The sequence below is a fragment of the Pseudomonas sp. MG-9 genome, from assembly GCF_018729515.1.
Lineage (GTDB): Bacteria > Pseudomonadota > Gammaproteobacteria > Pseudomonadales > Pseudomonadaceae > Aquipseudomonas > Aquipseudomonas serboccidentalis.
Genome location: NZ_JAHHZH010000002.1, coordinates 685,325 through 709,430 on the forward strand (window position 1 = coordinate 685,325; position 24,106 = coordinate 709,430).

A 24,106-nucleotide genomic window follows, 5' to 3' on the forward strand; every position below is an offset into this window, starting at 1 on the left:
GGCCGGAACAGGCAATAAAAAACTAAGGCTTGGGCATGGTCGCGACCATGGACGGTCGCTGGCTCACTTCGAAATACCAGTTGGCCAGTTGCGGATTGGCGGTGCGCCAGTCCAGATCCGGGTGGCGCAGATCGATGTAACCCAGCGCGCACGCCACGCTGATTGCCGCCACGTCGAAATGACTGGTCAGCTCGGCGATGGCGTCACTTTCCAGAAAGGCCAGGGCGCGCCGGATCTTGTCACGCTGGGCATCGAGCCACTCGTCCCAGTGTTTTTCCGGGGCGCGCAGCGCCAGTTCGTAACGCACCATCACAGAGGCGTCCATGATCCCGTCGGCCATCGAGGCCAGCGTCAGACGCCGCCAGCGGGCCGAGCCTTCGCGAGGGATCAGCGGGTTGCCGACGTGCTGCTGGTCGAGGTATTCGAGGATCACGCGGCTGTCATGGATGACGCTGCCGTCGGCCAGGCGCAGGGCCGGGATCTTGCCCAGTGGGTTGTCGGCGTTGAGCGCTGGATCTGGACTGACCGGTGAGAGCACGCAGTCTTGCAGGGCGACGCGATCCTGCTGGCCGGTCTCGTGCAACAGCACCATCACTTTGCGCACGAACGGGGAGAGCGTGTTGTGAAACAGGGTCATGCTGGGGGCGGACATTGTCAAACCTCGGTGGTCATCGAAGAACAGCAGGTTAGCCGTAGGAGCTGCGGAACGCTGCGATCTTTTGATCTTGATCTTAAAAAAGCATCAAGGTCAAAAGATCGCAGCGTTCCGCAGCTCCTACAGGGATCTTCAGCTTCGCGGCAACAAACCTCTTATGGCCAGAAATGCCGGGACACCCAGCCCGACCCAGCTCAACGCATCCCACACCCCATCCCCCAACAGCGCCGAAAACAACCCCGCCGCACTCAGCAGCGCAATCACCAGCGGCGTACTGAAGACCTTCCAGAAATTGGTCTGACGCGGCTTCATGCAGCAGCCTCCACCGGCAGCGGTTTCGCCGCTTTACGCCGCACCACCCAGAGATACACGCCACTGCCAAGCACGATGATCGTCAGCACGTCGAGGGTCGCCCAGAGGATTTTCATCGGCATGCCGCCGTAGTCACCGAAGTGCAGCGGCTGCGACAGGCCCATGGCGTCCATGTACCACGGGCGCTCGGCCACAGCGGTGACTTGCAGAGTGCTGGCATCGATCAGCACCGGCGTCAGCAGGTGCGAGGTCAGGTGGGTGCCGCCCTTCATGAACACCGCGTAATGATGCTCGCTGGAAAACCGCGTACCGGGGAAGGCGATGAAGTCCGGGTTCATCCCCGGCGCGACGTCCCGGGCGATGTCCAGCAGGTGAGTGGCCGGGGCCAGTTGGGTGAGGGGTGGTGCATCGCGGTACGGCGCGACCATCGCGGTCAGCGAGTCATTGCGCCACGCGGCGATGATCAGGTCGGCGCAGGCGCTGATCACTCCGGTCACACCGACCACCAGCGCCCAGGTCAGCGTAACGACGCCGATCAGGTTGTGCAGATCGAGCCAGCGCAGGCGGGTGGACTTGTCCTGGCGCACGGTGCCGAACTGCAACCGGCGCATGAACGGCAAGTACAGCACCGTGCCCGAGATGATCGCTACCACAAACAGCAAACCCATGAACGCCAGCAGCAACTTGCCCGGCAGTCCGGCAAACATGTCGACGTGCAGGCGCAGAATGAACAGCATCAGGCCGCCATTGGCCGACGGGGTTTCCAGCGCTTCACCGGTGCGCGCGTCGAGCATGAAGGTGTGCGAGGCGTTGGGCTCGGTGCCGGCGGTTTTCGCCATGATCGTCAGCACGGCGTTGGGCTCGTCGTCCTCGAAACCGAAGTACTGCACCACGTCGCCGGGGCGATGGTTTTCTGCGGCCTCCACCAGTTGCGCCAGGTTCAGGTGCGGCGTGTCAGCCGGCATCTCGCGTAGCTGCGGCGCGTCACCGAGCAGATGCTCGATCTCGTGATGGAAGATCAGCGGCAGGCCGGTCAATGCCAGCAGCAGCAAAAACACGGTGCAGATCAGGCTGGTCCAGGTGTGGATGAACGACCAGCGGCGGATTGTTTTACTTTTCATTTCATGACCTTCAAAAACACCGAAGCCGCCCACGGGGGACGGCCTGGTGACAGGACTTGTTTCAGCTCACGCGCTTACCACTTGTAAGTGGCGCTGGCGACGACACTGCGCTGGTCGCCGTAGTAGCAGTAGAAACCGTCGCAGGTGGAGATGTAGTCCTTGTCGAACAGGTTGGTGGCGTTGACCGCGACCGATGCCCCTTTGAGGCTGTTATCGAGGCGACCGAGGTCGTAATGCACCGAGGCGTCGAACACGGTGTAGGCGTCCGCTTTGCCCAGCCAGGTGTTGGCCTTGTCGCCGTAAGTGTTGCCGGTGTAACGCACACCACCGCCGACACCGAAGCCGTCGAGTACGCCGCTGTGCCAGGTGTAGTCGGTCCACAGCGACGCTTGCTGGTTGGGCATCAGTTGCAGGCGGTTGCCCTTGTCCACGCCTTTCTGCACTTCGGACTTGGCCAGGGTGTAGGCGGCGATGACTTTAAGGTTATCGGTGACGTCCGAGACCGCTTCCAGCTCCAGGCCTTTGACCTTCACTTCACCGGCCTGACTGGTGATCGTCACGTTGTTGACGATGGTGTTCATCGAGACGTTCTTCTGGGTCAGGTCATACACCGCGGCGCTCAGCAAGGTCTTGCTGCCTGGCGGCTGGTACTTGATGCCCAGTTCCCACTGCTTGCCTTCGGTCGGCTTGAGCGAACCGGTGGACGTGGCGTCGGCGCCGGCGGTGGGCTGGAAGGATTCGGCGTACGACAGGTACGGCACGAAGCCCGAATCGAACACATAGCTGAGCGCTGCATTGCCGCTGAAGGCCTTGTCGCGCTGGGTGTTGGTGGCATCGCCCTTGTTGATGAAGCGGGTACTGGTGTGCACCCAGTCTTCACGACCGCCCAGGGTCAGGCGCCATTGGTCGAGGGCCATCTGATCCTGCACGTACAGGCCGGTCTGGTAAGTCTTCTGGTCATAGTCGTAGAAGGCCGAGGAGCGCGGCGGACGAGTGATCGGCTGGCCGTAGATCGGGTTGTTGACGTTGATGTCCGGCGCGGTGCCGAAAATCGACGTGTAGTTAGTGTTGCTGCGCTGGTGATCCAGACCGAGCAGCAGCGTATGGCGAATGTCACCTGTGGCGAAGTCGGCCTGGAAGTTGTTGTCCACGGCGAACTGGCTGATGTCTTCATCGACGTTGGTGGTGCCACGCCCGACATTGCCCTGATCGTCAACGGTGAAACCGGCAAAGGACGGGTTGTAACTGTTGACGGTCACGGTCTGGAACGACAGGTCCGACTTGGTGTAGCGCAGGTTCTGCTTGAACTGCCAGACGTCGTTGAGGCGATGCTCAAAGGCATAGCCGAGCGCGTAGTAGGTGCGGTCGTAGAAGTCGTAGTCAGGATCGCCCAGATTCTTGTGATGGGAAATCTTGCCGAACGGCATGTCGATCTTGGTGCCCTGGATCGGGTAGAACTGGCTGGTGACACCGGTATCGTCGCGGGTGAACTGGCTCAGCAGGGTGAGTCTGGTGTCGTCGTTGATGTTCCAGGTCAGGCTCGGCGCGATGTTGTAGCGCTTGTTTTCGATGTGATCGATCTGCGTGTCGCTGTCCCGCACCACACCGCTGATGCCGTAGAGAAACTGCCCGGCGTCGTCGATCTTGCCGGTGCTGGCGAAGTTGATCTGGCGATGGTTGTCGCTGCCGTACTGCAGCTGGATTTCGCTGCTGGCGTCGGCGCTCGGGCGACGGCTGACCATGTCCAGCAGGCCGCCCGGCGGGGTCTGACCGTAAACGGAAGAGGCCGGGCCGCGCAGCAGGGCGAGGCGATCGAGGTTCCAGGTCTCCTGTTTCGGGTTGGCGTACACGCCTTTTGGCAGCGGCAGGCCATCGAGGAACTGGGTCGGTTCGAAGCCGCGCACGCGCAGCCAGTCGGCGCGGGTGTCGCTACCGTAGCTGCTGGCGGTGATGCCCGGCATGTAGCGCACGGCGTCATCAAGGCTGTGCACGCTGCGGTCGTCCATTTGCTGACGGGTGGCGACGGAGATCGAGCGCGGGGCTTCGACCAGCGCGGTGTCGGTCTTGCTGCCGGCGGCGGTGCGGGTGGCGGTGTAGCCTTCGACCGGGCCCCAGGCCGTTTCATAATTTTCCACACCGATCACCGCCGTTTCCGGCAACGCCAGTGTCCCTTCCGGCACCGCCACCAGGGTGTAGGTGCCGGTGCTGCTTTGTTCCAGTTGCAGACCGGTGCCTTGCAGCGCCGCGCGCAGAGCGCCAGCGGCGTCGTACTGACCGTTGACCGGCGCCGAGGTCTTGCCGGCGGCCAGCGACGGGTTCAGCGACAACGCGAGGCCGCCCTGGCTGGCGATCTGGTTCAGCGTGGTCGACAACGAAGCAGCCGGCAGGTTGTAGGCGCGCACGCTGGAAGCCTGTTCAGCAGCGAGCAACGGGCTGCTGAGCAGCGGTGCGCCGAGGGCGATGGCCGCAGCCAACAGACTGGGGCGCAACAAGGTGTCTAGCGAACGGGACATGCGAAGGCTCCTGAATGGAAATATTTCTCAATTGCCTGTGTGCCGGACGAGAATTGAAAAGTGATAGGGCTGGATGAAACTAATTTCGATTAACTGAAAGTGGGCGGCCGATTTGGATGGCACGCCTGGATTTTCGAGTGCGGCGGGTGGCCCTATCGCGAGCAGGCTCAGTCCTACAGCGGAACGTATTCCAACTGTAGGACTGAGCCTGCTCGCGATAGCTATATTCCCGACAACGAATTTCTTAAGGTTTGGTATCAGCCTTCGCCACCGTGACCCAATACGGCGTGTGCTGCTCGATCTGCACTGGCAGGGTCGGCAGCAGGGCGCTCAAGGCCTTGTCGGTGTCGTGCAGCGGGAAGCTGCCGGTGATGCGCAGGTCGGCGACTTCCGGGGCCACGCCCAGATACCCGCGGCGGTAGCGTCCCAGCTCATGCACCAGGTCTTCCAGCCGCGCGTTATCCACCACCAGCATGCCGCGGGTCCAGGCATCGGCGCCGGGCGTGAGGGTGGCGACGCTGTCGAGGCCGTCATTGCGAATCAGCACTTGCTGGCCTTCGCGCAGGATCTGCTCTTGCGGGTGGTTTTGCGGATGCGCGGCGACGGCCGATTGCAACACGCTCAGGCGTGTGCCTTGCTCCTCGCGCTTGACCAGAAACCGCGTACCCAGCGCGCGCATGCTGCCTTCGCGGGTCTCGACGATGAAGGGCCGTGCATCGCCATGGCCGGTCTCTACCAGAATCTCGCCTTCCTGCAGGACGATCAGCCGTTGCCTGGCGTCGAACCGCACATCCACTGCGCTGTGGGTGTTGAGGTTGAGCAGGGTGCCGTCGGCCAGACGCACTGTGCGTTGCTCGCCCGTCGCGGTGCGTTGATCGGCGAGCCAGTAATCCAGCGGCAGGTAGCGATCACCGACCAGCAGCGCCAGACCGACCACCGCGACAAGGCTTGCCAGACCACTGCCCAGCTTGCGCACCCGGCGACGAATGCCTTCGCGTGATTGCAGCAAGGCGCTGCGGGCCGGACCGTTGGCCACGCTGAAACGCTGATCGAGCATGCCCAACTGGCGCCAGGCCCGGGCGTGCTCTTCATGGGCTGCATGCCATTTGGCGAACTCTTCGCGCTCAAGCGGACTGCCCGAATCCAGCGACAACTGCCAGGCAATCGCCGCGTCCAGCACCTGGGCCGAGACCGGTTTGGAACTGGCCGGGTTCATGTCGGCTCACCGTAGAGGGCGACGTAGCACTGGCGAATCCCCTGTGCGAGGTACTGCCGCACCCGCGGCACCGAGACGCCGAGCTTCTCGGCGATTTCGGCATGGCCGAGGCCGTCGATGCGGTTATAAAGGAAAGCGGCGCGGGCCTTGGTCGACAGTTTGCCGAGCAGACGGTCGATGGCCTTGAGGTCTTCGAGGATCAGTTGCTGTTCTTCCACCGAAGGTTGTTCGCCTTCGGGGATCAGCATCAATTCGGCGAGGTAGGCCTGTTCCAGCGCGGCGCGACGGAAGTAGTCGAACAGCAGACCTTTGGCGATCGCCACCAGAAATGCCCGGGGTTCGCGCGGCGTCAGCAGTTCATCGCGGCCGAGCAGACGCACGAAGGTATCCTGGCTCAGGTCTTCGGCTCGCTGCGGGCATGCCACATTGCGTCGCAACCAGCTCAGCAGCCAACCGCGATGGTCGCGATACAACGCACCGACGAGTTCACTGTGAGGGCTTGGGACTGACGACACCAGACGCACCGATTGGGAAATGTTAACCAACGAGAATTGTTCGCGATTCTCGCAGAGGTGGGAATGGTTAGCAATTGGCCACTGGTCAGGTGAAGTTAATAGTAAGCCCTGTAGGAGCTGCCGAAGGCTGCGATCTTTTGATGTTGCTTTTAAAAACAAGATCAAAAGATCGCAGCCTGCGGCAGCTCCTACTGGGGGATGTTGTTCGACACGAAAACTGTGAGCGAGCTTGCTCGCGAAGGGGCCGGAACAGGCGCTAGAAATCTAGAAGGAAGGCGCCTGCTGACGACGCTTCCACTGACTCAAGCGCTGCTGCAGATTCAACGGACTGTGAATCTGCTGCTGCCGCGCCCGGCTGAACAGAATCAACGCCAGCTCCGCCGTTGCCAGCGCATCGGCACTCGCGTTATGCCGCTCGAATACCTCAAGCTTGAACCAGTCGATCCACTCATCCAGCCCGGCCTCGCGGATATGCGCCTGCGGGCACAGCAGCGGCGCCATGTCCGCGACATCCAGAAACACATTCTGCAGCTTGTAGCCCAGGTGTTCCTTCAGCGCCCGTCCGAGCATGTGCTGATCGAAGGGCGCATGAAACGCCAGCACCGGGCTGTCGCCGATAAACTCCATGAGCTCCAGCAGCGCTTCGGCCGGGTCGCTGCCGGCGGCAATCGCATTCGGCCCCAAACCATGAATCAACACACTCGGGCTGAGCTTCAGCTCTCGACATTGCAGGGTGCGTTCGAACTGCTGACTGAAATCGATCGCGCCGTCTTCGATTACCACGGCGCCGATCGACAGTACGCGATCCTTGTTCAGGTTCAGCCCGGTGGTTTCCAGATCCAGCACCACCCAGCGCTGTTCGCGCAGGCTGCATTCATGCAGTTCGCGGATCGCAGGCAGCTTCGCCAGACGTTGTTGCAAGTCCGCCGAAAGCAACGGGCTGGCCGGGCGCAACCACGAGAACAGGCTCATAGCTGATACCGCAAGGCCAGGCTGCTTTGCAGGCGCTGGGCCTGGCGCAGGGATTCACGCAGGATGCGCCGGTCCAGATGATTGAGGCTGTCCGGGTCGACCCGGTTCGACCAGGGCAGGTTCTCGCGGGTCTGGATCTGGTGTTGCTGCATGCGCGTCTGCTGGATGAAGTGGTAAGCCTCTTCATACGCCGCGCCGTCGAGCCGTTCGATGACTTCTTTTTCGACCAGCTGACGCAGGCGCTCCAGGGTGTTGTTGGTTTCGATGCCATGCGCCAGAGCCAACAGGCGTGCGCCGTCGACGAAGGGCGTCAGGCCCTGGACCTTGAGATCGAGGGTGGCTTTCTCGCCGTTCTTGCGCGCCAGCACAAAATCGCGAAAACGCCCCACGGGCGGACGATTGCGCAGGGCGTTCTCGGCCATCATGCGCTGGAACAAACGGTTGTCGCCGACCTGATCGAGGATTCCCCGGCGCAACTGCGCGCAACCTTTCTCGTCGCCCCAGACCACCCGCAGGTCGAAGTAGATGCTCGAGCCGAGCAGGTTCTCCGGCGTTGCCTCGCGGATGAACGCCGCAAAACGCCGCGCCCATTCCGCCCGGGACAGGCACAGCTCGGGATTGCCGGCCATGATGTTGCCCTTGCACAGGCTGAAACCGCACTGCGCCAGGCTTTGGTTGATCTGCTGCGCAATCGGCAGCAGCTTGCCGCGAATCTCCGCCGCATGCGCCGCATCCCGCGCTTCGAACAGGATGCCGTTGTCCTGATCGGTGTGCAGGGTCTGTTCACGCCGGCCCTCGCTGCCGAAGCACAGCCAACTGAACGGCACACCTGGGTCGCCTTTTTCGGCGAGGGTCAGTTCGATCACCCGGCACACCGTGTGGTCGTTGAGCAGGGTGATGATGTGGGTGATCTGCGTCGAGGATGCACCGTGAGCCAACATGCGTTCGACCAGTTGACCGATTTCGCCACGCAGGTTCACCAGTTGCTCCACGCGCTGGGCGCTGCGGATGGTCCGGGCCAGGTGCACCAGGTCGACCCGCTGCAGCGAGAACAGATCACGCTCGGAGACCACGCCGCACAGGCGCTGTTCTTTCACCAGACAGACATGGGCAATGTGCCGTTCGGTCATGGCAATCGCGGCATCGAAGGCGCTGTGATCCGGCGAGAGAAAAAACGGCGCGCGGGTCATGTGCTGTTCGATGGCTTCGCTGAAATCACCGCTGCCATTGGCGACCACTTCACGCAGGTCGCGCAGGGTGAAAATCCCCAGCGGTGCCTTGTGTTCATCCACCGCGACGATGCTGCCGACCTGCTGCTCGTGCATCAGCTTCACCGCTTCGCGCAGTGGGGTGTCGGGGCTGCAGGTCACCGGATGACGCATCGCCAGTTCGCCGAGGCGGGTGTTGAGCGAATACTGGGTGCCGAGGGTTTCCACGGCTTTTTGCTGGACTTGCTGATTGACCTGATCGAGCAGGCTGCTGACCCCGCGCAAAGCGAAGTCGCGGAAGCTGTTGGACAAGGCGAACAGTTTGATGAACGCCGGTTTGTTCAGTTGCAGGCAGAAGGTGTCTTCGCCCGCCAGATGCTCGGTGCGGGTTGCCCGTTCGCCAATCAGCGCGGCGAGGGGGAAACACTCGCCGGTAGTGATTTCAAAAGTGGTTTCCGTGCCGGGTTTGGTGATGTGCTGACGTTCGCCGATCACACGACCCTGTTTGACGATGTAGAAATGTTCCACCGGCCCGTCGGCGGGCTTGATGATGCTTTCGCCCTGAGCATAGAAACGCAGCTGACATTGCTCCACCAGATAAGCCAGGTGGGCGTGTTCCATCTGATTGAAGGGCGGGAAGCGCTGGAGAAATTGCAGGGTGCCCTGAATGTTCTGCAATACCGCGGTTTTCCCTGCCTGGGTGAAGGCGTCCGCTTTACTCATAACCATTACCGCAGTCTTTTTTGAATTGTTGTTCGTCGGTTCGTTGCAGCCATGGTCGGCCCCTGCGCGCAGGGTGCCCATTGGACGTAAGTCTAGGTTGGCGCTGCCGTTGGGCACATTTGGGAAGATCCCTACAAAAACAGTCGGAAATTCTTCCGTCAGCCTATTGGAAAAAAATCCGACGAAGTGCACATTGAAGCTGTGCTTAGCGATGTCAGACGACTGTGCCAGGTGATCGATTTGAAAACGTAGAGAATGCCATGTCCGACCACGATATTTTGAGCGACGCCGAGCGTGAAGCGCTCAGCGCTGTAATGCTCGAACCCGACTTGCCGCCGCAGCGTGTACTGATCGTCGATGATGACAAGGACGCCCGGGAGCTGTTGTCGGAGATACTCGCGTTGGATGGCATTCATTGCATGACCGCGGCCAGCGGCGAAACCGCACTGAAAATGCTCGCGGAAAAACCTTTGATCGGGCTGGTGATCACTGATCTGCGCATGGGCAATATCGATGGTCTGGAGCTGGTCCGCCAGGTGCGCGAATCGGTCAGGGCGGCGCTGCCGATCATCATTGTTTCGGGCGATGCGGATGTGAAGGATGCCATTGCGGCGATGCATCTGAGCGTGGTGGATTTCCTGCTCAAGCCGATTGATACGGGCAAGTTGCTCGGTCTGGTCAAACACGAATTGGGCATCGAGCCCTGACTTTTTGAAGAGCAAACGATCGCAGCCTTCGCCAGCTCCTGCATGAGCTCGCCTGTAGGAGCTGCCGAAGGCTGCGATCTTTTGATTCTGCATCCACAAAAAAGCCCTGATCTTTCGATCTGGGCTTTTTCATGTCCGGCCTTCAGCGCAAATTACAGGCCGTTAGCCTTCTTGAACTCGCGACGACGACGGTGCAGCACCGGCTCGGTATAGCCGTTAGGCTGTTTGGTGCCTTCGATCACCAGTTCGACCGCCGCCTGGAAGGCGATGTTGCTGTCGAAGTTCGGTGCCAGCGGACGGTACAGCGGGTCGTTGGCGTTCTGACGGTCGACCACCGGCGCCATGCGCTTGAGGCTTTCCATCACTTGCGCGTCGGTGACAATACCGTGGCGCAGCCAGTTGGCGATGTGCTGGCTGGAGATACGCAGCGTTGCACGGTCTTCCATCAGGCCGACGTCGTTGATGTCCGGCACCTTCGAGCAACCCACGCCCTGGTCGATCCAGCGCACCACGTAACCGAGAATGCCCTGGGCGTTGTTGTCCAGTTCGTTCTTGATCTGCTCCGGGGTCCAGCTTGGGTTGACCGCCAGCGGGATGGTCAGGATGTCGTCCACCGAAGCGCGAGCACGTTTGGCCAGTTCGGCCTGACGGGCGAACACGTCGACCTTGTGGTAATGCAACGCGTGCAGCGCAGCGGCGGTCGGCGATGGCACCCAGGCGGTGTTGGCACCGGCCAGCGGGTGAGCGATTTTCTGTTCGAGCATCGCCGCCATCAGGTCGGGCATCGCCCACATGCCTTTACCGATTTGTGCACGACCTTGCAGGCCGGTGCTCAGACCGATATCGACGTTCCAGTTTTCGTAGGCGCCGATCCACTTCTCGGCCTTCATGTCGGCCTTGCGTACCATCGGGCCGGCTTCCATGGAGGTGTGGATTTCGTCGCCGGTGCGGTCGAGGAACCCGGTGTTGATGAACACCACGCGCTCGCTGGCCGCCTTGATGCAGGCCTTGAGGTTGACCGTGGTACGGCGCTCCTCGTCCATGATCCCGACTTTCAGCGTGTTGCGCTTCAAGCCCAGCACGTCTTCGATGCGACCGAACAGCTCGTTGGTGAACGCCGCTTCTTCCGGCCCGTGCATCTTCGGTTTGACGATGTAGACCGAACCGGTGCGGGTGTTCTTGCGCGAGGTGTTGCCGTTGAGGTTGTGCATCGCCGCCAGACAAGTCACCAGACCGTCGAGAATGCCTTCCGGCACTTCGTTGCCGTCTTTGTCGAGGATCGCGTCGATGGTCATCAGGTGACCGACGTTACGCACGAACAGCAGCGAGCGACCGTGCAGGGTCAGTTCACTGCCATCGACCTTGGTGTAAGTGCGATCCGGGTTCATGGTGCGGGTGAAGGTCTGGCCGCCCTTGGCGACTTCTTCGGACAGATCGCCCTTCATCAGGCCGAGCCAGTTGCGGTAGATCACCACTTTGTCGTCGGCATCGACGGCAGCCACGGAGTCTTCACAGTCCATGATGGTGGTCAGTGCCGCTTCCATCAGGATGTCTTTGACACCGGCGGCGTCGGTCTGGCCGACCGGGGTGCTGGCGTCGATCTGGATTTCGAAATGCAGACCGTGGTTCTTCAGCAGGATCGCGATCGGTGCGTCTGCCGGGCCCTGAAAACCGATCAGTTGAGCATCGTTGCGCAGGCCGGTGTTGCTGCCGCCCTTGAGGGAGACCAGCAGTTTGCCGTCAACGATCTTGTAACCGGTGGAGTCAACGTGGGAGCCGGCAGCCAATGGTGCCGCTTCATCGAGGAAGGCACGGGCGAAGGCGATGACTTTGTCGCCACGCACCTTGTTGTAGCCTTTGCCTTTTTCCGCGCCACCGTCTTCGCTGATGGCGTCGGTGCCGTAGAGGGCGTCGTACAGCGAACCCCAGCGGGCGTTCGAGGCATTGAGGGCGAAGCGGGCGTTCATCACCGGCACGACGAGTTGCGGGCCGGCAGTACGGGCGATTTCATCATCGACGTTTTGCGTCGTTGCCTGGAAATCAGCCGCTTCTGGCAGCAGATAACCGATTTCTTGCAGGAAGGCTTTGTAGGCCACGGCGTCGTGCGCCTGGCCGGCACGTTCCTGATGCCAGGCATCAATGCGAGCCTGGAAGTCATCGCGTTTGGCGAGTAGGGCTTTGTTCTTCGGTGCCAGGTCGTGAATGACCTTGTCGGCACCTTCCCAGAATTTTTCGGCGGTGAGGCCGGTACCGGGAATGGCTTCGTTGTTCACGAAGTCGAACAGGACTTTGGCGACCTGCAGGCCACCGACTTGAACGTGTTCAGTCATTGCTTGCCTCACTCTGCTCAGCTATTTCGCTTTTCAGCTCTTCAATTTAACAATGAAGCCTCTGGCCATTTAAACCACAAACCTTCCGACCAGTACATGCCATTGCTGGCGGCTGGGCTGGGACCAATCAACGGCTTGGGGCCTTGCTGACGGGGCTTTCAAGGTTGCGAACATGCCTTGGGCAGACATTGATCCAGCGTTATGTAGTGCGCGCAGCGGCATACTACATGATGATTTGCGCTTGTGAAAATCAGACTAATTACGTCGTTCTGCGACCTCATGACGCATTGCGGTCACGTCGCGGAACGGGATGTTCTCAAAAAACCATCAGATTGTTCCAGCTAAATATAAAAAGTTGTACACATAAATTCTGTTCGCCTGCTATGGCGTCCCTTGCGGTGCACACTTTGGTGGCGAGGGGGCAAGCCCCCTCGCCACAAGTGCAGGGTGCTACAAGCCGATTTGGGTCCCTTGCCTATACTTGCCTTTCTATAACAAAAGTCATGACAAGAGGGCTGCGCCATGGACCATCTCGTACTCACTGTCTTTGCCCCGGACAAGCCCGGGCAGGTCGAGCGCATTGCCCAATGCATCGCCGAGCACGGCGGCAACTGGCTGGAAAGCCGCATGTCACGGATGGCCGGGCAGTTCGCCGGGATTCTGCGGGTGGGTGTACCGGCGGAGGCTTACGACGAATTAGTCGATTCCTTACAAGCATTGTCGGCGCAGGGTATTCGTGTGCTGATTGCCGAAAGCGGTATCGAGCAATCCTGCACCTGGAAACCGATCGCCATGGAACTGGTGGGCAATGACCGCCCGGGCATCGTGCGCGACATCACCCGCTTGCTCAGCGAGCAGGGGGTGAACCTCGAACGGCTGGTGACGGAAGTGCGACCGGCGCCGATGAGCAGCGAGCCGTTGTTTCACGCCGAAGCAATTCTGGCGGTGCCGTTGACCTTGTCGCTGGATGTGCTGCAGTCGCGCCTGGAAACCCTGGCCGATGATCTGATGGTCGAACTGGTGTTACGCACAGACGTTTAAGCGTTGCTCGGGTTATCCAGTTTTAACGTGCACCTGCCTGTGGATAACCTGTAGAGACCGGGCGCAGCGTCAGGCCGGTCGTGGCTTGCGGCGAATTGATCAAAAAACCGCCAGCATTCAGTGACTTGCACACAAACGGCGGGGATCACGCTGTGGATAACCTTGGGGCGGAACGTTGCAGGCCACGAGAACCGTGGCCTGCGAAGCTTTGTGCGTTTTTTGATCAGCTGCGTCGACGCAAACTGATCACCGCGTCGACGCTATAAACGGCCAGACCGGCCCAGATGAAGATGAACGCGATCAGGGTGCTCGACGACAAGTGCTCGCCGAACAGCAACACCGCCTGCAGCAGCACCAAGGTCGGCGCCAGGTATTGCAGGAAGCCGATGGTGGTGTAGGGCAAGTGGCGGGTGGCAGCGTTGAAGCATACCAGCGGCACCAGCGTCACCGGACCCGCCGCCACCAGCCACCAGGCTTGCGAGGTGGTCCAGAACTCGGGTTGTGCACTGGTTGCGGTCTGGTTGAACAACAGCCAGGCCACGGCGATCGGCACCAGCATCCAGGTTTCCACCACCAGCCCCGGCAAGGCTTTGACCGGCGCCTGTTTACGGATCAGTCCGTAAAAACCGAAGGTCAATGCCAGCACCAGCGACACCCACGGCAGACTGCCGACCTGCCACACCTGCTGCGCCACGCCGACGGCTGCCAGCCCCACCGCGATCCACTGCATGCGCCGCAGACGTTCGCCGAGAATCAACATCCCCAACAGCACGTTGACCAGCGGGTTGATGTAGTAACCGAGGCTCGCTTCGAGCATGCGCCCATTGTTCACCGACCACACGTAGGTCAGCCAGTTGGCCGCGATCAGGGTGCCGCTCAGGGCCAGGATTGCCAGGCGCTTGGGGTTGTCCAGCAACTCGCGCAACCAGCCGGGGTGCTTCCACACCATCAGCAACAAGGCGCCGAACAGCGCTGACCACAGCACGCGGTGAATGATGATTTCGACGGCCGGAACTTCGGCGATGGCTTTGAAATAGATCGGGAACAGGCCCCAGATGATGTAGGCACTCAGGCCCAGAATGTACCCGCGACGCGGGTTGGCGGCTTGCATGCAGAATCCTTGCTTAGGCAGCTGACAAAGCAGGGATTGTAAGGAGATTTGTCTACGAATGCCTGAGCTGATTGGTCAGAAATGTGTGAACACAAAACCCTGTAGGAGTGAGCCTGCTCGCGATAGCGGTCTGACATTCAACATTTACGTCGACTGATAAGACGCTATCGCGTGCAGGCTCACTCCTACAGGGTAGGTGGTGGGTCAGAAGAGTTTCAGCGGTTCTTCGTTGAGCGCCGCAAGCTGTTCGCGCAGCGCCAACACCTGATCGCCCCAATAACGCTCCGTACCAAACCACGGAAAGCTGTGCGGGAACGCCGGGTCGTCCCAGCGCCGCGCCAGCCAAGCGCTGTAGTGCATCAGGCGCAGGGCGCGTAGCGGTTCGATCAGCGCCAGCTCACGCGGATCGAAGTCGTGGAATTCGTTGTAGCCGTCCATCAGTTCCGACAGTTGCCCGAGGCATTCCTGACGATCGCCCGCCAGCATCATCCAGATGTCCTGCACCGCCGGGCCCATGCGGCAGTCGTCGAGGTCGACGATGTGGAACATCTCGTCGCGGCACATCATGTTGCCGGGGTGGCAGTCGCCGTGCATGCGAATGTTCTGGTGCGGCGTGGCGGCGTAGACATCTTCCACGCGCTTGAGCAGGTCGCGGGCCACGGACTCGTAGGCGGGCAACAGGCTCTTGGGGATGAAGTTGCCTTCGAGCAGCGTAGTCAGCGAGTCATGGCCGAAATTTTTCACGCCCAGCGCTTCGCGGTGCTCGAACGGCTTGGTCGCGCCGACCGCATGAATGCGCCCGAGCAACTGGCCGAGGCGATACAGCTGATCGAGGTTGCCCGGCTCCGGGGCACGGCCGCCGCGACGGGGAAACAGGGTGAAACGGAAACCGGCGTGTTCGTGCAGGGTCTGGCCGTTGTGGATCAGCGGCGCCACCACGGGAATCTCGACGTCGGCCAGTTCGAAGGTGAATTGGTGTTCTTCGAGGATGGCCTCGTTGGTCCAGCGCTGCGGGCGGTAGAACTTGGCGATCAGCGGTTCGGAGTCTTCGATGCCGACCTGGTAGACGCGGTTTTCGTAGCTGTTGAGCGCCAGAATGCGCGCATCGCTCAGGAAGCCGATGCTTTCGACGGCATCGAGCACGAGATCGGGTGTGAGGGTTTCAAACGGGTGGGCCATGCTGACTCCTGCGCGCGGCAGGCTGCCGCGTCCGGCCCAGCATGGTAGCGCAGATGGCGGCGGGGGAGTTGGTTGGTGTCTGTGCTGACGCCATCGCGAGCAGGCTCACTCCTACATTTTGGAACGCATTCCTTTGTAGGAGTGAGCCTGCTCGCGATGAGGGCCTGTCAGGCGCCGACTATTCCACCGTCCTCACGAGTAATCGCCATCACCGAAGACCGCGGCTTGCCATTCGGCAGATGCTCAGGGAAGGTCGACCCACCGTTCTCGCCCGGATGCTGAATCCCGACAAACAACGTTTTCTGATCCGGCGAGAAGCTGATCCCGGTCACTTCACAACCAATCGGCCCGACCATGAACCGACGAATCTCGCCGGTCGCCGGGTCGGCGCAAAGCATCTGGTTATTGCCCATCCCGGCAAAGTCCCCGGCGTTGCTCGAATCGCCGTCGGTGAGAATCCACAAGCGTCCGGCCTTGTCGAACCCCAGGCCGTCGGGGCTGTTGAACATGTTCTGTGGGGTGATGTTCTTCGAGCCACCTTTCGGCGTACCGGCGTGCACGCTCGGGTTGCCGGCGACCACGAACAGGTCCCAGGCGAAGGTCTTCGATGCGTGATCGTCGCGGTCGGTGCGCCAGCGCAGGATCTGCCCGTAGACGTTCTTCTCACGTGGGTTCGGACCGCCCACCGGTTGCCCGTCTTCGCCACGTTTGGCGTTGTTGGTCAGGGTGCAATAGACCTGGCCGTCCTTCGGGCTGACAACGATCCACTCCGGGCGGTCCATGCGCGTCGCACCGACCACACTGGCGGCGAGGCGGGCGTGGATCAGCACTTCGGCCTGATCGGCGAAACCACTGCTGGCGTCGATGCCGTTCTTGCCGTGGGTCAGTTCGATCCACTGGCCCTGGCCTTTCGGGTGATCCGGGTTACCGTCACCGGCATCGAACTTCGCCACGTACAGGGTGCCGTGGTCGAGGATGTCGCGGTTGGCTTTCGGGTTGCGGTGGTTGATGCGGTCGCGGCTGACGAACTTGTAGATGAACTCGCCACGCTCGTCGTCGCCCATGTACACCACGGCGCGACCGTCGTCGGTCTCGGCCAGAGCGGCGTTTTCATGTTTGAAACGGCCCAGTGCGGTGCGTTTGACCGGGGTCGATTGCGGATCGAACGGATCGATCTCGACCACCCAGCCGTGACGGTTGAGCTCGTTGGGGTTCTTGGCCATGTCGAAGCGCGGGTCGAACGGGTGCCAGTTGATCTCGCGACTGGCCGCCGACACACCGTAGCGCTTCTGCGCCGGGTCGAACTGCTGCTGGGCGTTGCTGCTGCCGAAGCAGTCGGTGAAGTTCTCTTCGCAGGTCAGATAGGTGCCCCAAGGGGTTTTACCGTTGGCGCAGTTCTGGAACGTGCCCAGGACTTTCTTGCCGTGTTTGTCGGCGCTGGTTTTCATCAGGTCGTGGCCAGCGGCCGGACCACTGATGCGCAGCGGCGAGTTGCCGTGAATCCGGCGGTTGTAGCGCGAGCCCTGGACGAACTGCCATTGACCGTTCTTGCGCTGCACTTCGATCACCGACACGCCTTCGCAGGCCAGCGCCTTGCGCACGTCTTCGGCCGATTGCGGCATGCCGCCGTGCGGGTAGAGGTAACGGTAGTTGGTGTATTCGTTGTTGATCGCCATCAACGCGCGGTTTCGGTCGTCGGGGAAGGCGAACAGGCTCATGCCGTCGTTGTTGTCACCGAATTGCACTTCCTGTGCGGCGGCGGTGCCATTGCCGCTCGGGTCGAAGGCCGGGCCGTTCTTGTGCAGCGGCTGGCCCCAACTGATCAGTACCGAGGACTTGTAGCCCTTCGGCAGGCTGATGACGTCAGTGGTCGCGGCGGGGATGCTCTCGAAACCGAGCAGGCGACTGTTGCTGGCGCTGACGCTGGAGGCCAGTACGCTGCGGCTGAGCAGGTTGCCGCCGAGGAACATGGCAGCGCCACACAGCGCGCCGGCGCTGATGAAACCGCGACGGCTGAGACCGACCATCTTTTCCAGATCAGTGGATTGGTTTTCTTCTAATAGGCTCACATCAGGCTCCCTGCTTGGTTTTGGCAGCCACCTTAATGGGGAGCGATGAAGATTTTGTTGCAGGCGGACTGTTAGAGCGGCGTGCCGATCAGCACATTGGACGGCGAGAACTGCACCTGCACCGGTTGCTCGACACTCAGCCCGTGGGTGCGAAGCTGCAGCGGCTCTGCCAGAGCGCACAGAATCTGGCCGTTGGGCAGGGCGATGCGCACTTCGCTGGGACCGTCCTCGGCATCGAGAATGGCTTCGATGGTGCCGCTCAGAAGATTGTGTCCAGATGTTGCGGCCTGCTCCGGCGCCAGCAATTCAAGCCAGCCCGCCTTGATCAGTGCCACCACTTCGGTGCCCGGTTGCAGCTCCAGGTGCACGGTGCTGTCGTGGGTGATCTGTGCATCGATCCACAGGCCTTCGGCCAGTTCGAGGCGGATCAGGTCGTTGCGGCCCTGGCCGTCGATCGCCACGACTTTACCGTGCAACTGGTTGCGAGCGCTGGTGCGCAGCATCAGCCGACCGAGCAAGTCCAGATCGCTGGCGTCTTCGGCGGCTTCGAGCACTTGCGCCTGCAAGGCCTGCAACTTTTGATACAGGCGCAACACCCGTTCGCCTTCGCTGGATAACCTGGCGCCACCGCCACCCTTGCCACCGACGGCACGTTCCACCAGCGGTTTCTGCGCGAGGTTGTTCAGTTCATCGATCGCATCCCAGGCCGCTTTGTAACTCAGTCCGGCGCTTTTCGCGGCGCGGGTGATCGAGCCCTGTTCGGCAATGTGTTGCAGCAGGGCAATGCGCTGCGGACGGCGGACGATGTGCTGGGACAACAGGCTGGGCAGGGACATGAAATGGGTGCTTTTTCACGGTGGCGGTGGGGACTGAAGTTGGCGGCTTGCGGCGCATCCGTCAAGCCAGACACAGTTCCCTTGTAGGCGTGAGCCGATTCAGCTTCCGGGTTTTGGTGTGCGGGCCAGGCAGTACACGTCGACCCTTGCTGCCCCAGCATCCCTCAACAGTCGCGCCAATGCCCGGGCCGTAGCGCCGGTGGTCAGCACGTCATCGATCAACGCGAGATGCCGACCTTTCACATCCGCGGCGATCGCCAGTGCGAAGGCGTTACGCAAATTGCGCTTGCGCGCCTTGGCGTCGAGGTCCTGCTGGGCATGGGTGTCGTGTATCCGCCGTAGAGCATGTTCTTCAAACGGCAGATCAAGCTGGTGGCTCAACCATCGCCCCAGCATGGCGGCTTGATTGAACCCGCGTTGACGCAGGCGTTTGTTCGCCAGCGGCACCGGCAACAACATGTCGGGGCGCGGTAATCCCTCGTCGAAGCGATGCTGCAGGTATTGTCCGGCAACGTCGGCGAGCAGGTGGCCAAACGGCCATTTTGCGTTGTGTTTAAAGCGCGTAATCAGGCTGTCCACCGGGAAGTCATAACGCCACGGCGCGATGACCTGTTCGAACGCCGGAGGCTCTAACAGGCACTCGCTGCAGGTCAGGCCGGCAGCGGGCAGTGGCAGGGCGCAGGTCTGGCAGTGGTCGCCGAGCCAGGGCAAATCGGTTTCGCAGGCCACGCAGATTGGCATTTCTGCTTCTGCGGGCTCATCGCACAGTAAGCAGGTATGTACGTTTTTTAAACAGATGTAAACCTGTTGTTCGTGTCGTGGTTGACAGCGCATGGCTCTTCCTTAAATATGCCGAACATCCGTGTCGCGCCTGTGGGTATTCCGTTCCCGCAGCCGCCAGCCAAGCATAACCAAGGAACTGCCCATGAGCGCCAGCACTTCTGCCACCCTGCGTCACGACTGGTCTTTAGCCGAAGTCAAAGCGCTCTTCGTACAGCCATTCAACGACTTGCTGTTCCAGGCGCAGACGGTGCACCGCGCGCATTTCAACGCCAACCGGGTGCAGGTTTCCACGCTACTGTCGATCAAGACTGGCGCCTGCCCGGAAGACTGCAAGTACTGTCCGCAGTCCGGTCACTACAACACCGGCCTGGAAAAAGAAAAGCTGATGGAAGTGCAGAAGGTCCTCGAAGAGGCCGCCCGCGCCAAAGCCATCGGCTCCACGCGTTTCTGCATGGGGGCGGCGTGGAAACATCCGTCGGCCAAAGACATGCCGTACGTGCTGAAGATGGTCGAAGGCGTCAAGGCCATGGGCCTGGAAACCTGCATGACCCTCGGCCGTCTCGACCAGGAGCAGACCGCAGCGCTGGCCAAGGCCGGCCTGGATTACTACAACCACAACCTCGACACCTCGCCGGAGTTCTACGGCAGCATCATCACCACCCGCACCTACAGCGAGCGCCTGCAGACCCTGGCCTACGTGCGTGAGTCGGGGATGAAGATCTGCTCCGGCGGCATTCTCGGCATGGGTGAGTCGCTGGATGACCGCGCCAATCTGCTGATCCAGTTGGCCAACCTGCCGGAGCATCCGGAGTCGGTGCCGATCAACATGCTGGTGAAAGTTGCTGGTACGCCGCTGGAAAACGCTGATGACGTCGACCCGTTCGACTTCATTCGCATGCTCGCCGTGGCGCGCATCCTCATGCCGCAATCCCACGTGCGCCTGTCCGCCGGCCGCGAAGCGATGAACGAACAGATGCAGGCGCTGGCGTTCTTCGCCGGTGCCAACTCGATTTTCTACGGCGACAAACTGCTGACCACCGCCAACCCGCAGGCCGACAAGGACATGCAACTGTTCGCCCGTCTGGGCATTCAACCGGAAGCGCGCGAAGAGCATTCCGATGAAGTGCATCAGGCCGCGATCGAGCAGGCGCTGGTGGAGCAGAAGAGCAGCGAGCAGTTCTATAACGCTGCGGTCTGAGCACAACACCGCGCGTACTGATTCAAATGCAAAACCCCTGTGGGAGCTGCCGAAGGCTGCGATCTTTTGATCTTGTTTCATAAAGTCAAAGTCAAAAGATCGCAGCCTGCGACAGCTCCTACAAAGTTATTTCTGACTGTCGAGGCCTGCATGTCTTTCGATCTCGCCGCACGCCTTGCTGCCCGCCGTGCCGAAAATCTCTATCGCCAGCGTCCGTTGCTCGAATCCCCGCAGGGGCCTGAAGTGGTGGTCGACGGTCAGCCGTTGCTGGCGTTCTGCAACAACGACTACCTGGGCCTGGCCAATCACCCGCAGGTGATCGAAGCCTGGCGCGCCGGTGCCGCGCGCTGGGGCGTTGGTGGCGGGGCGTCGCATCTGGTCATCGGCCACAGCGGCCCGCACCACGCACTCGAAGAAGCGTTGGCCGATCTCACCGGCCGGCCGCGTGCGCTGCTGTTTACCACCGGTTACATGGCTAACCTCGGCGCGGTCACGGCGTTGGTCGGGCAGGGTGATACGGTGCTCGAAGACCGGCTCAACCACGCCTCCCTGCTCGATGCGGGTTTGCTGTCCGGTGCACGTTTCAATCGTTACCTGCACAACGACGCCGACAGTCTGGCCAAGCGTCTGGAGAAAGCCACTGGCAACACGCTGGTGGTCACCGATGGCGTATTCAGTATGGACGGCGACATCGCTGATCTGCCTGCGCTGGCGCGCGAGGCCAAGGCCAAGGGTGCATGGCTGATGGTCGACGATGCCCATGGCTTCGGCCCGCTGGGCGCCAATGGTGGTGGGATCGTCGAGCATTTCGGTTTGAGCCAGGATGACGTGCCGGTGCTGGTCGGCACCCTCGGTAAGGCGTTCGGCACCGCAGGCGCATTTGTCGCCGGCAGCGAAGAGCTGATCGAAAGCCTGATCCAGTTCGCCCGGCCGTACATTTACACCACCAGCCAGCCACCGGCGCTGGCCTGTGCGACGCTGAAAAGTCTGGAGTTGCTGCGCACGGAACACTGGCGTCGCGAACATTTGCAAACGCTGATCCGTCAGTTCCGCCGCGGTGCCGAGCAGATCGGTTTGCAACTGATGGACAGCTTCACCCCGATTCAGCCGATCCTGATCGGCGATGCCGGTCGCGCCATGCGCCTGTCGCAGATGTTGCGCGAACGCGGACTGATGGTCACCGCGATCCGCCCACCGACCGTGCCCGCCGGCAGCGCACGTCTTCGCGTGACCCTGACCGCCGCCCACAGCGAGGCGCAGGTGCAGCTATTGTTAGAGGGACTGGCCGATTGCTTTGCCCAACTGCCGCCGGAGCCAAGCCATGCGTAATCGCCTGATTCTGCTGCCCGGCTGGGGCCTCGGTATTTCTCCACTGGAGCCCTTGGCGGCGGCGTTGCAGGGGCTCGACGAGCATCTGCTTGTCGAGATCGAGCCGTTGCCTGCGCTGGACTCCAGCGATCTGCAGGATTGGCTCGACGAACTCGATGAACGCATTCCTCAGGATGTATGGCTGGGCGGCTGGTCGCTGGGCGGCATGCTTGCCTCTGAATTAGCAGCACAGCGTGGCGAGCGATGCTGCGGTTTGCTGACGCTGGCGAGCAATCCGTCCTTCGTTGCTCACGAGCAATGGCCGAGTGCGATGCCGGGCGAGACGTTCGATGCGTTTCTCGCCGGCTGCACGGCCGATCCGAAAACCACCCTCAAACGTTTCTCGCTGCTGTGTGCTCAGGGCGCGCAAGACCCGCGCGGTTTGTCGCGGCTGATGCTTGGCGGTGCGCCGAACTCGGCGCCAACGGCATTGATGGCCGGGCTGGAATTGCTCGCGCAACTGGACACGCGGGGTGCGTTGCAGGCGTTTCGCGGCCCGCAGTTGCACCTGTTCGCCGGGCAGGACGGTTTGGTGCCTGCGGAGGCGGCAGGCGAATTGTTCGCGCTGTTGCCGGATATCGAGATTGGCCTGATCGAACAGGCCAGTCATGCGTTTCTGCTGGAAGACCCCCATGGCGTGGCGGGTGCGATCCAGTCTTTTCTACATGAGTGCGGTGATGACTGATTTGTCTCTTGTTGCGCTGCCCGGCGGCTTGCCCGACAAGCGCCAGGTCGCGGCCTCTTTTTCCCGTGCAGCGGCCAGTTACGACAGCGTCGCCGAGTTGCAGCGCGACGTCGGCACGCAGTTGCTGCAGCGCTTGCCGGCGAGTTTCGTGCCGTCGCGTTGGCTCGATCTGGGCTGCGGTACCGGTTATTTCACTCGCGCATTGGCCGAGCGCTTTACCGAGGGGCATGGGCTGGCGCTGGACATCGCCGAGGGCATGCTCGAGCACGCGCGGCCCTTGGGCGGGGCGCAGCATTTCATCGCCGGTGATGCTGAACGTCTGCCGCTGCAGGATGCGACCTGCGAGCTGATTTTCTCCAGCCTTGCGGTGCAGTGGTGCGCGGACTTCGAGTCGGTGCTCGGCGAGGCTTTTCGCGTGCTGAAACCCGGCGGGATTTTTGCGTTTGCTAGTCTCTGTGTTGGGACGTTGTACGAATTGCGCGACAGCTGGCGTCAGGTCGATGGCCTGGTGCACGTCAACCGTTTCCGCGAATTCGCCCGTTATCAACAGTTGTGCACGGCCAGTGGCTTGCGCACGCTGAGCCTGCAGAATCAGGCGCATGTGCTGCATTACCCGGATGTGCGCAGCCTGACCCATGAGCTCAAGGCGCTGGGTGCGCACAATCTGAACCCCGGGCGACCGGGTGGCTTGACCGGGCGGGCGCGGATTCTCGGTCTGGTCGAGGCTTATGAGCAATACCGTCAGGCACAGGGATTGCCGGCGACCTATCAGGTGGTTTACGCCGTGTTGGAGAAGCCCTTATGAGCGCAGCCTATTTCATCACCGGAACGGACACCGATGTCGGCAAGACCACCGTGGCTGCCGGGTTGCTGCATGCAGCGCGGTCGGCAGGGCTGAGCACGGCGGCGGGCAAACCGGTGGCCTCGGGCTGCGAAGTGACGCCCAAGGGGCTGCGCAATGCCGATGCGCTGGCGCTGCTGGCGGAATGTTCGGTGCCGCTGACTTATCAACAGGTCAATCCGGTGGCGTTCGAACCGGCCATCGCCCCGCATCTGGCGGCGCGCGAGGCCGGCGTGGCGCTGACGGTGCAATCGTTGCTGGCGCCGATGCGCGAGATTCTGGCGCTGAATGCCGACTTCACCCTCATCGAAGGTGCAGGTGGCTGGCGCGTACCGTTGGCGGATCAGGCCAATCTCTCGGACCTGGCGATGGCATTGAAGCTTCCGGTGATTCTGGTGGTCGGCGTACGGCTGGGCTGTATCAGTCACGCCTTGCTGACGGCCGAGGCGATTGCGCGCGATGGTCTGCAACTGGCCGGTTGGGTAGCCAACATCATTGATCCGAAGACTTCGCGGCTGGAAGAAAATCTGGCGACGCTGGCCGAACGGCTTCCGGCGCCGTGTCTGGGGCGGGTGCCGAAATTGAAGTCGCTGAGCGCCGAGGCGGTGGCTGATCACTTGCAGCTCGATTTGCTCGACTGATGCTTTTGCCTATGACAAGGCACTGTGCCATCAGTATTTTTGACGGGTGTTTTTCTGGCGCCTCTGCTTCAATGGCAACCAT

The 24,106-nt window shown here is 61.5% G+C and carries 21 protein-coding genes; 7 read left to right on the top strand and 14 right to left on the bottom strand.

The genetic code is table 11. From position 1 onward, the window contains the following. Positions 1 to 22: 22 nt before the first annotated feature. The 8 genes from KKQ10_RS07800 to KKQ10_RS07835 form a co-directional block, all read right to left on the bottom strand. Positions 23 to 652: a glutathione S-transferase gene (locus tag KKQ10_RS07800; protein WP_215500710.1), complete on the bottom strand. Its 630-nt coding sequence runs from the start codon at positions 650 to 652 to the stop codon at positions 23 to 25. A gap of 135 nt (positions 653 to 787) precedes the next feature. After that, complete coding sequence (locus KKQ10_RS07805) at positions 788 to 967, bottom strand: hypothetical protein (protein WP_127647820.1); 180 nt, start codon at positions 965 to 967, stop codon at positions 788 to 790. Further along, on the bottom strand, positions 964 to 2,088 hold the full coding sequence (locus KKQ10_RS07810; protein ID WP_215500711.1) for a PepSY-associated TM helix domain-containing protein: 1,125 nt from the start codon (positions 2,086 to 2,088) through the stop codon (positions 964 to 966). Before KKQ10_RS07810 ends, KKQ10_RS07805 begins: the two co-directional genes overlap by 4 nt. Positions 2,089 to 2,162: 74 nt before the next feature. Next, the gene (locus KKQ10_RS07815; RefSeq protein ID WP_215500712.1) at positions 2,163 to 4,601 is read right to left on the bottom strand and encodes a TonB-dependent siderophore receptor; all 2,439 of its coding nucleotides are present in this window, start codon (positions 4,599 to 4,601) and stop codon (positions 2,163 to 2,165) included. A 244-nt stretch (positions 4,602 to 4,845) separates the two neighbouring features. After that, positions 4,846 to 5,817, bottom strand: a complete 972-nt coding sequence (locus tag KKQ10_RS07820; RefSeq protein WP_215500713.1) for a FecR domain-containing protein — start codon at positions 5,815 to 5,817, stop codon at positions 4,846 to 4,848. After that, the gene (locus tag KKQ10_RS07825; protein ID WP_215500777.1) at positions 5,814 to 6,332 is read right to left on the bottom strand and encodes an RNA polymerase sigma factor; all 519 of its coding nucleotides are present in this window, start codon (positions 6,330 to 6,332) and stop codon (positions 5,814 to 5,816) included. The genes KKQ10_RS07820 and KKQ10_RS07825 overlap by 4 nt, the downstream gene beginning before the upstream one ends. Before the next feature lie 264 nt (positions 6,333 to 6,596). Then, positions 6,597 to 7,304: a 3'-5' exonuclease gene (locus KKQ10_RS07830; RefSeq protein ID WP_215500714.1), complete on the bottom strand. Its 708-nt coding sequence runs from the start codon at positions 7,302 to 7,304 to the stop codon at positions 6,597 to 6,599. Then, positions 7,301 to 9,235 (bottom strand): putative nucleotidyltransferase substrate binding domain-containing protein, encoded by a 1,935-nt coding sequence (locus KKQ10_RS07835; protein WP_343228794.1) that lies wholly within the window; start codon positions 9,233 to 9,235, stop codon positions 7,301 to 7,303. Before KKQ10_RS07835 ends, KKQ10_RS07830 begins: the two co-directional genes overlap by 4 nt. Before the next feature lie 260 nt (positions 9,236 to 9,495). Here KKQ10_RS07835 and KKQ10_RS07840 point away from each other — a divergent pair, with 260 nt between their 5' ends. Next, entirely contained in the window at positions 9,496 to 9,942 is a 447-nt protein-coding gene (locus KKQ10_RS07840; protein WP_127647814.1) for a response regulator, read from the top strand. A 152-nt stretch (positions 9,943 to 10,094) separates the two neighbouring features. Here KKQ10_RS07840 and KKQ10_RS07845 read toward each other — a convergent pair whose 3' ends face one another. Further along, positions 10,095 to 12,272, bottom strand: a complete 2,178-nt coding sequence (locus KKQ10_RS07845; protein ID WP_215500716.1) for a malate synthase G — start codon at positions 12,270 to 12,272, stop codon at positions 10,095 to 10,097. A 522-nt stretch (positions 12,273 to 12,794) separates the two neighbouring features. On the opposite strand from KKQ10_RS07845, the gene KKQ10_RS07850 reads away from it, so the two are divergent. After that, entirely contained in the window at positions 12,795 to 13,313 is a 519-nt protein-coding gene (locus tag KKQ10_RS07850) for a glycine cleavage system transcriptional repressor (protein WP_007966538.1), read from the top strand. Between the two features lie 223 nt (positions 13,314 to 13,536). Here the strand turns inward: KKQ10_RS07850 and rarD are convergent, their stop codons facing one another. The 5 genes from rarD to KKQ10_RS07875 all read right to left on the bottom strand — a co-directional run bounded on the left by rarD (position 13,537) and on the right by KKQ10_RS07875 (position 19,342). Beyond that, positions 13,537 to 14,424, bottom strand: coding sequence for an EamA family transporter RarD (gene rarD, locus KKQ10_RS07855; protein WP_215500717.1), 888 nt, complete (start codon positions 14,422 to 14,424; stop codon positions 13,537 to 13,539). Positions 14,425 to 14,628: 204 nt separating this feature from the next. Then, positions 14,629 to 15,603 (bottom strand): serine/threonine protein kinase, encoded by a 975-nt coding sequence (locus KKQ10_RS07860; RefSeq protein ID WP_127647811.1) that lies wholly within the window; start codon positions 15,601 to 15,603, stop codon positions 14,629 to 14,631. A gap of 167 nt (positions 15,604 to 15,770) precedes the next feature. Further along, complete coding sequence (locus tag KKQ10_RS07865; RefSeq protein ID WP_215500718.1) at positions 15,771 to 17,672, bottom strand: PhoX family protein; 1,902 nt, start codon at positions 17,670 to 17,672, stop codon at positions 15,771 to 15,773. 71 nt (positions 17,673 to 17,743) lie between these two features. Then, a complete protein-coding gene (locus KKQ10_RS07870) occupies positions 17,744 to 18,508 on the bottom strand; it encodes a TOBE domain-containing protein (protein ID WP_215500719.1) in 765 nt (254 codons plus the stop codon). A 99-nt stretch (positions 18,509 to 18,607) separates the two neighbouring features. After that, on the bottom strand, positions 18,608 to 19,342 hold the full coding sequence (locus tag KKQ10_RS07875; RefSeq protein WP_215500720.1) for a ComFC family protein: 735 nt from the start codon (positions 19,340 to 19,342) through the stop codon (positions 18,608 to 18,610). A 91-nt stretch (positions 19,343 to 19,433) separates the two neighbouring features. On the opposite strand from KKQ10_RS07875, the gene bioB reads away from it, so the two are divergent. The 5 genes from bioB to bioD all read left to right on the top strand — a co-directional run bounded on the left by bioB (position 19,434) and on the right by bioD (position 24,024). Further along, positions 19,434 to 20,489 (top strand): biotin synthase BioB, encoded by a 1,056-nt coding sequence (gene bioB / locus KKQ10_RS07880; RefSeq protein WP_064589529.1) that lies wholly within the window; start codon positions 19,434 to 19,436, stop codon positions 20,487 to 20,489. A 150-nt stretch (positions 20,490 to 20,639) separates the two neighbouring features. Continuing rightward, positions 20,640 to 21,818 carry an 8-amino-7-oxononanoate synthase gene (gene bioF / locus KKQ10_RS07885; protein WP_215500721.1) on the top strand — a complete coding sequence of 393 codons (1,179 nt, stop codon included), beginning with the start codon at positions 20,640 to 20,642 and terminating at the stop codon, positions 21,816 to 21,818. Next, a complete protein-coding gene (locus tag KKQ10_RS07890; protein ID WP_215500722.1) occupies positions 21,811 to 22,542 on the top strand; it encodes an alpha/beta fold hydrolase in 732 nt (243 codons plus the stop codon). The genes bioF and KKQ10_RS07890 overlap by 8 nt, the downstream gene beginning before the upstream one ends. Next, positions 22,535 to 23,347, top strand: a complete 813-nt coding sequence (gene bioC / locus KKQ10_RS07895; protein ID WP_215500723.1) for a malonyl-ACP O-methyltransferase BioC — start codon at positions 22,535 to 22,537, stop codon at positions 23,345 to 23,347. The genes KKQ10_RS07890 and bioC overlap by 8 nt, the downstream gene beginning before the upstream one ends. After that, positions 23,344 to 24,024: a dethiobiotin synthase gene (gene bioD / locus KKQ10_RS07900; protein WP_127647804.1), complete on the top strand. Its 681-nt coding sequence runs from the start codon at positions 23,344 to 23,346 to the stop codon at positions 24,022 to 24,024. The genes bioC and bioD overlap by 4 nt, the downstream gene beginning before the upstream one ends. The last annotated feature ends 82 nt before the right edge of the window (positions 24,025 to 24,106 follow it).

Excerpts from the sequence above, each read along its gene's own strand:
- KKQ10_RS07800 (WP_215500710.1), bottom strand. The coding sequence starts at position 652 with ATGTCCGCCCCCAGCATGACCCTGTTTCACAACACGCTCTCCCCGTTC.
- KKQ10_RS07805 (WP_127647820.1), bottom strand. The coding sequence starts at position 967 with ATGAAGCCGCGTCAGACCAATTTCTGGAAGGTCTTCAGTACGCCGCTG.
- KKQ10_RS07810 (WP_215500711.1), bottom strand. The coding sequence starts at position 2,088 with ATGAAAAGTAAAACAATCCGCCGCTGGTCGTTCATCCACACCTGGACC.
- KKQ10_RS07815 (WP_215500712.1), bottom strand. The coding sequence starts at position 4,601 with ATGTCCCGTTCGCTAGACACCTTGTTGCGCCCCAGTCTGTTGGCTGCG.
- KKQ10_RS07820 (WP_215500713.1), bottom strand. The coding sequence starts at position 5,817 with ATGAACCCGGCCAGTTCCAAACCGGTCTCGGCCCAGGTGCTGGACGCG.
- KKQ10_RS07830 (WP_215500714.1), bottom strand. The coding sequence starts at position 7,304 with ATGAGCCTGTTCTCGTGGTTGCGCCCGGCCAGCCCGTTGCTTTCGGCG.
- KKQ10_RS07835 (WP_343228794.1), bottom strand. The coding sequence starts at position 9,235 with ATGAGTAAAGCGGACGCCTTCACCCAGGCAGGGAAAACCGCGGTATTG.
- KKQ10_RS07840 (WP_127647814.1), top strand. The coding sequence starts at position 9,496 with ATGTCCGACCACGATATTTTGAGCGACGCCGAGCGTGAAGCGCTCAGC.
- KKQ10_RS07845 (WP_215500716.1), bottom strand. The coding sequence starts at position 12,272 with ATGACTGAACACGTTCAAGTCGGTGGCCTGCAGGTCGCCAAAGTCCTG.
- KKQ10_RS07850 (WP_007966538.1), top strand. The coding sequence starts at position 12,795 with ATGGACCATCTCGTACTCACTGTCTTTGCCCCGGACAAGCCCGGGCAG.
- rarD (WP_215500717.1), bottom strand. The coding sequence starts at position 14,424 with ATGCAAGCCGCCAACCCGCGTCGCGGGTACATTCTGGGCCTGAGTGCC.
- KKQ10_RS07860 (WP_127647811.1), bottom strand. The coding sequence starts at position 15,603 with ATGGCCCACCCGTTTGAAACCCTCACACCCGATCTCGTGCTCGATGCC.
- KKQ10_RS07870 (WP_215500719.1), bottom strand. The coding sequence starts at position 18,508 with ATGTCCCTGCCCAGCCTGTTGTCCCAGCACATCGTCCGCCGTCCGCAG.
- KKQ10_RS07875 (WP_215500720.1), bottom strand. The coding sequence starts at position 19,342 with ATGCGCTGTCAACCACGACACGAACAACAGGTTTACATCTGTTTAAAA.
- bioB (WP_064589529.1), top strand. The coding sequence starts at position 19,434 with ATGAGCGCCAGCACTTCTGCCACCCTGCGTCACGACTGGTCTTTAGCC.
- bioF (WP_215500721.1), top strand. The coding sequence starts at position 20,640 with ATGTCTTTCGATCTCGCCGCACGCCTTGCTGCCCGCCGTGCCGAAAAT.
- KKQ10_RS07890 (WP_215500722.1), top strand. The coding sequence starts at position 21,811 with ATGCGTAATCGCCTGATTCTGCTGCCCGGCTGGGGCCTCGGTATTTCT.
- bioC (WP_215500723.1), top strand. The coding sequence starts at position 22,535 with ATGACTGATTTGTCTCTTGTTGCGCTGCCCGGCGGCTTGCCCGACAAG.
- bioD (WP_127647804.1), top strand. The coding sequence starts at position 23,344 with ATGAGCGCAGCCTATTTCATCACCGGAACGGACACCGATGTCGGCAAG.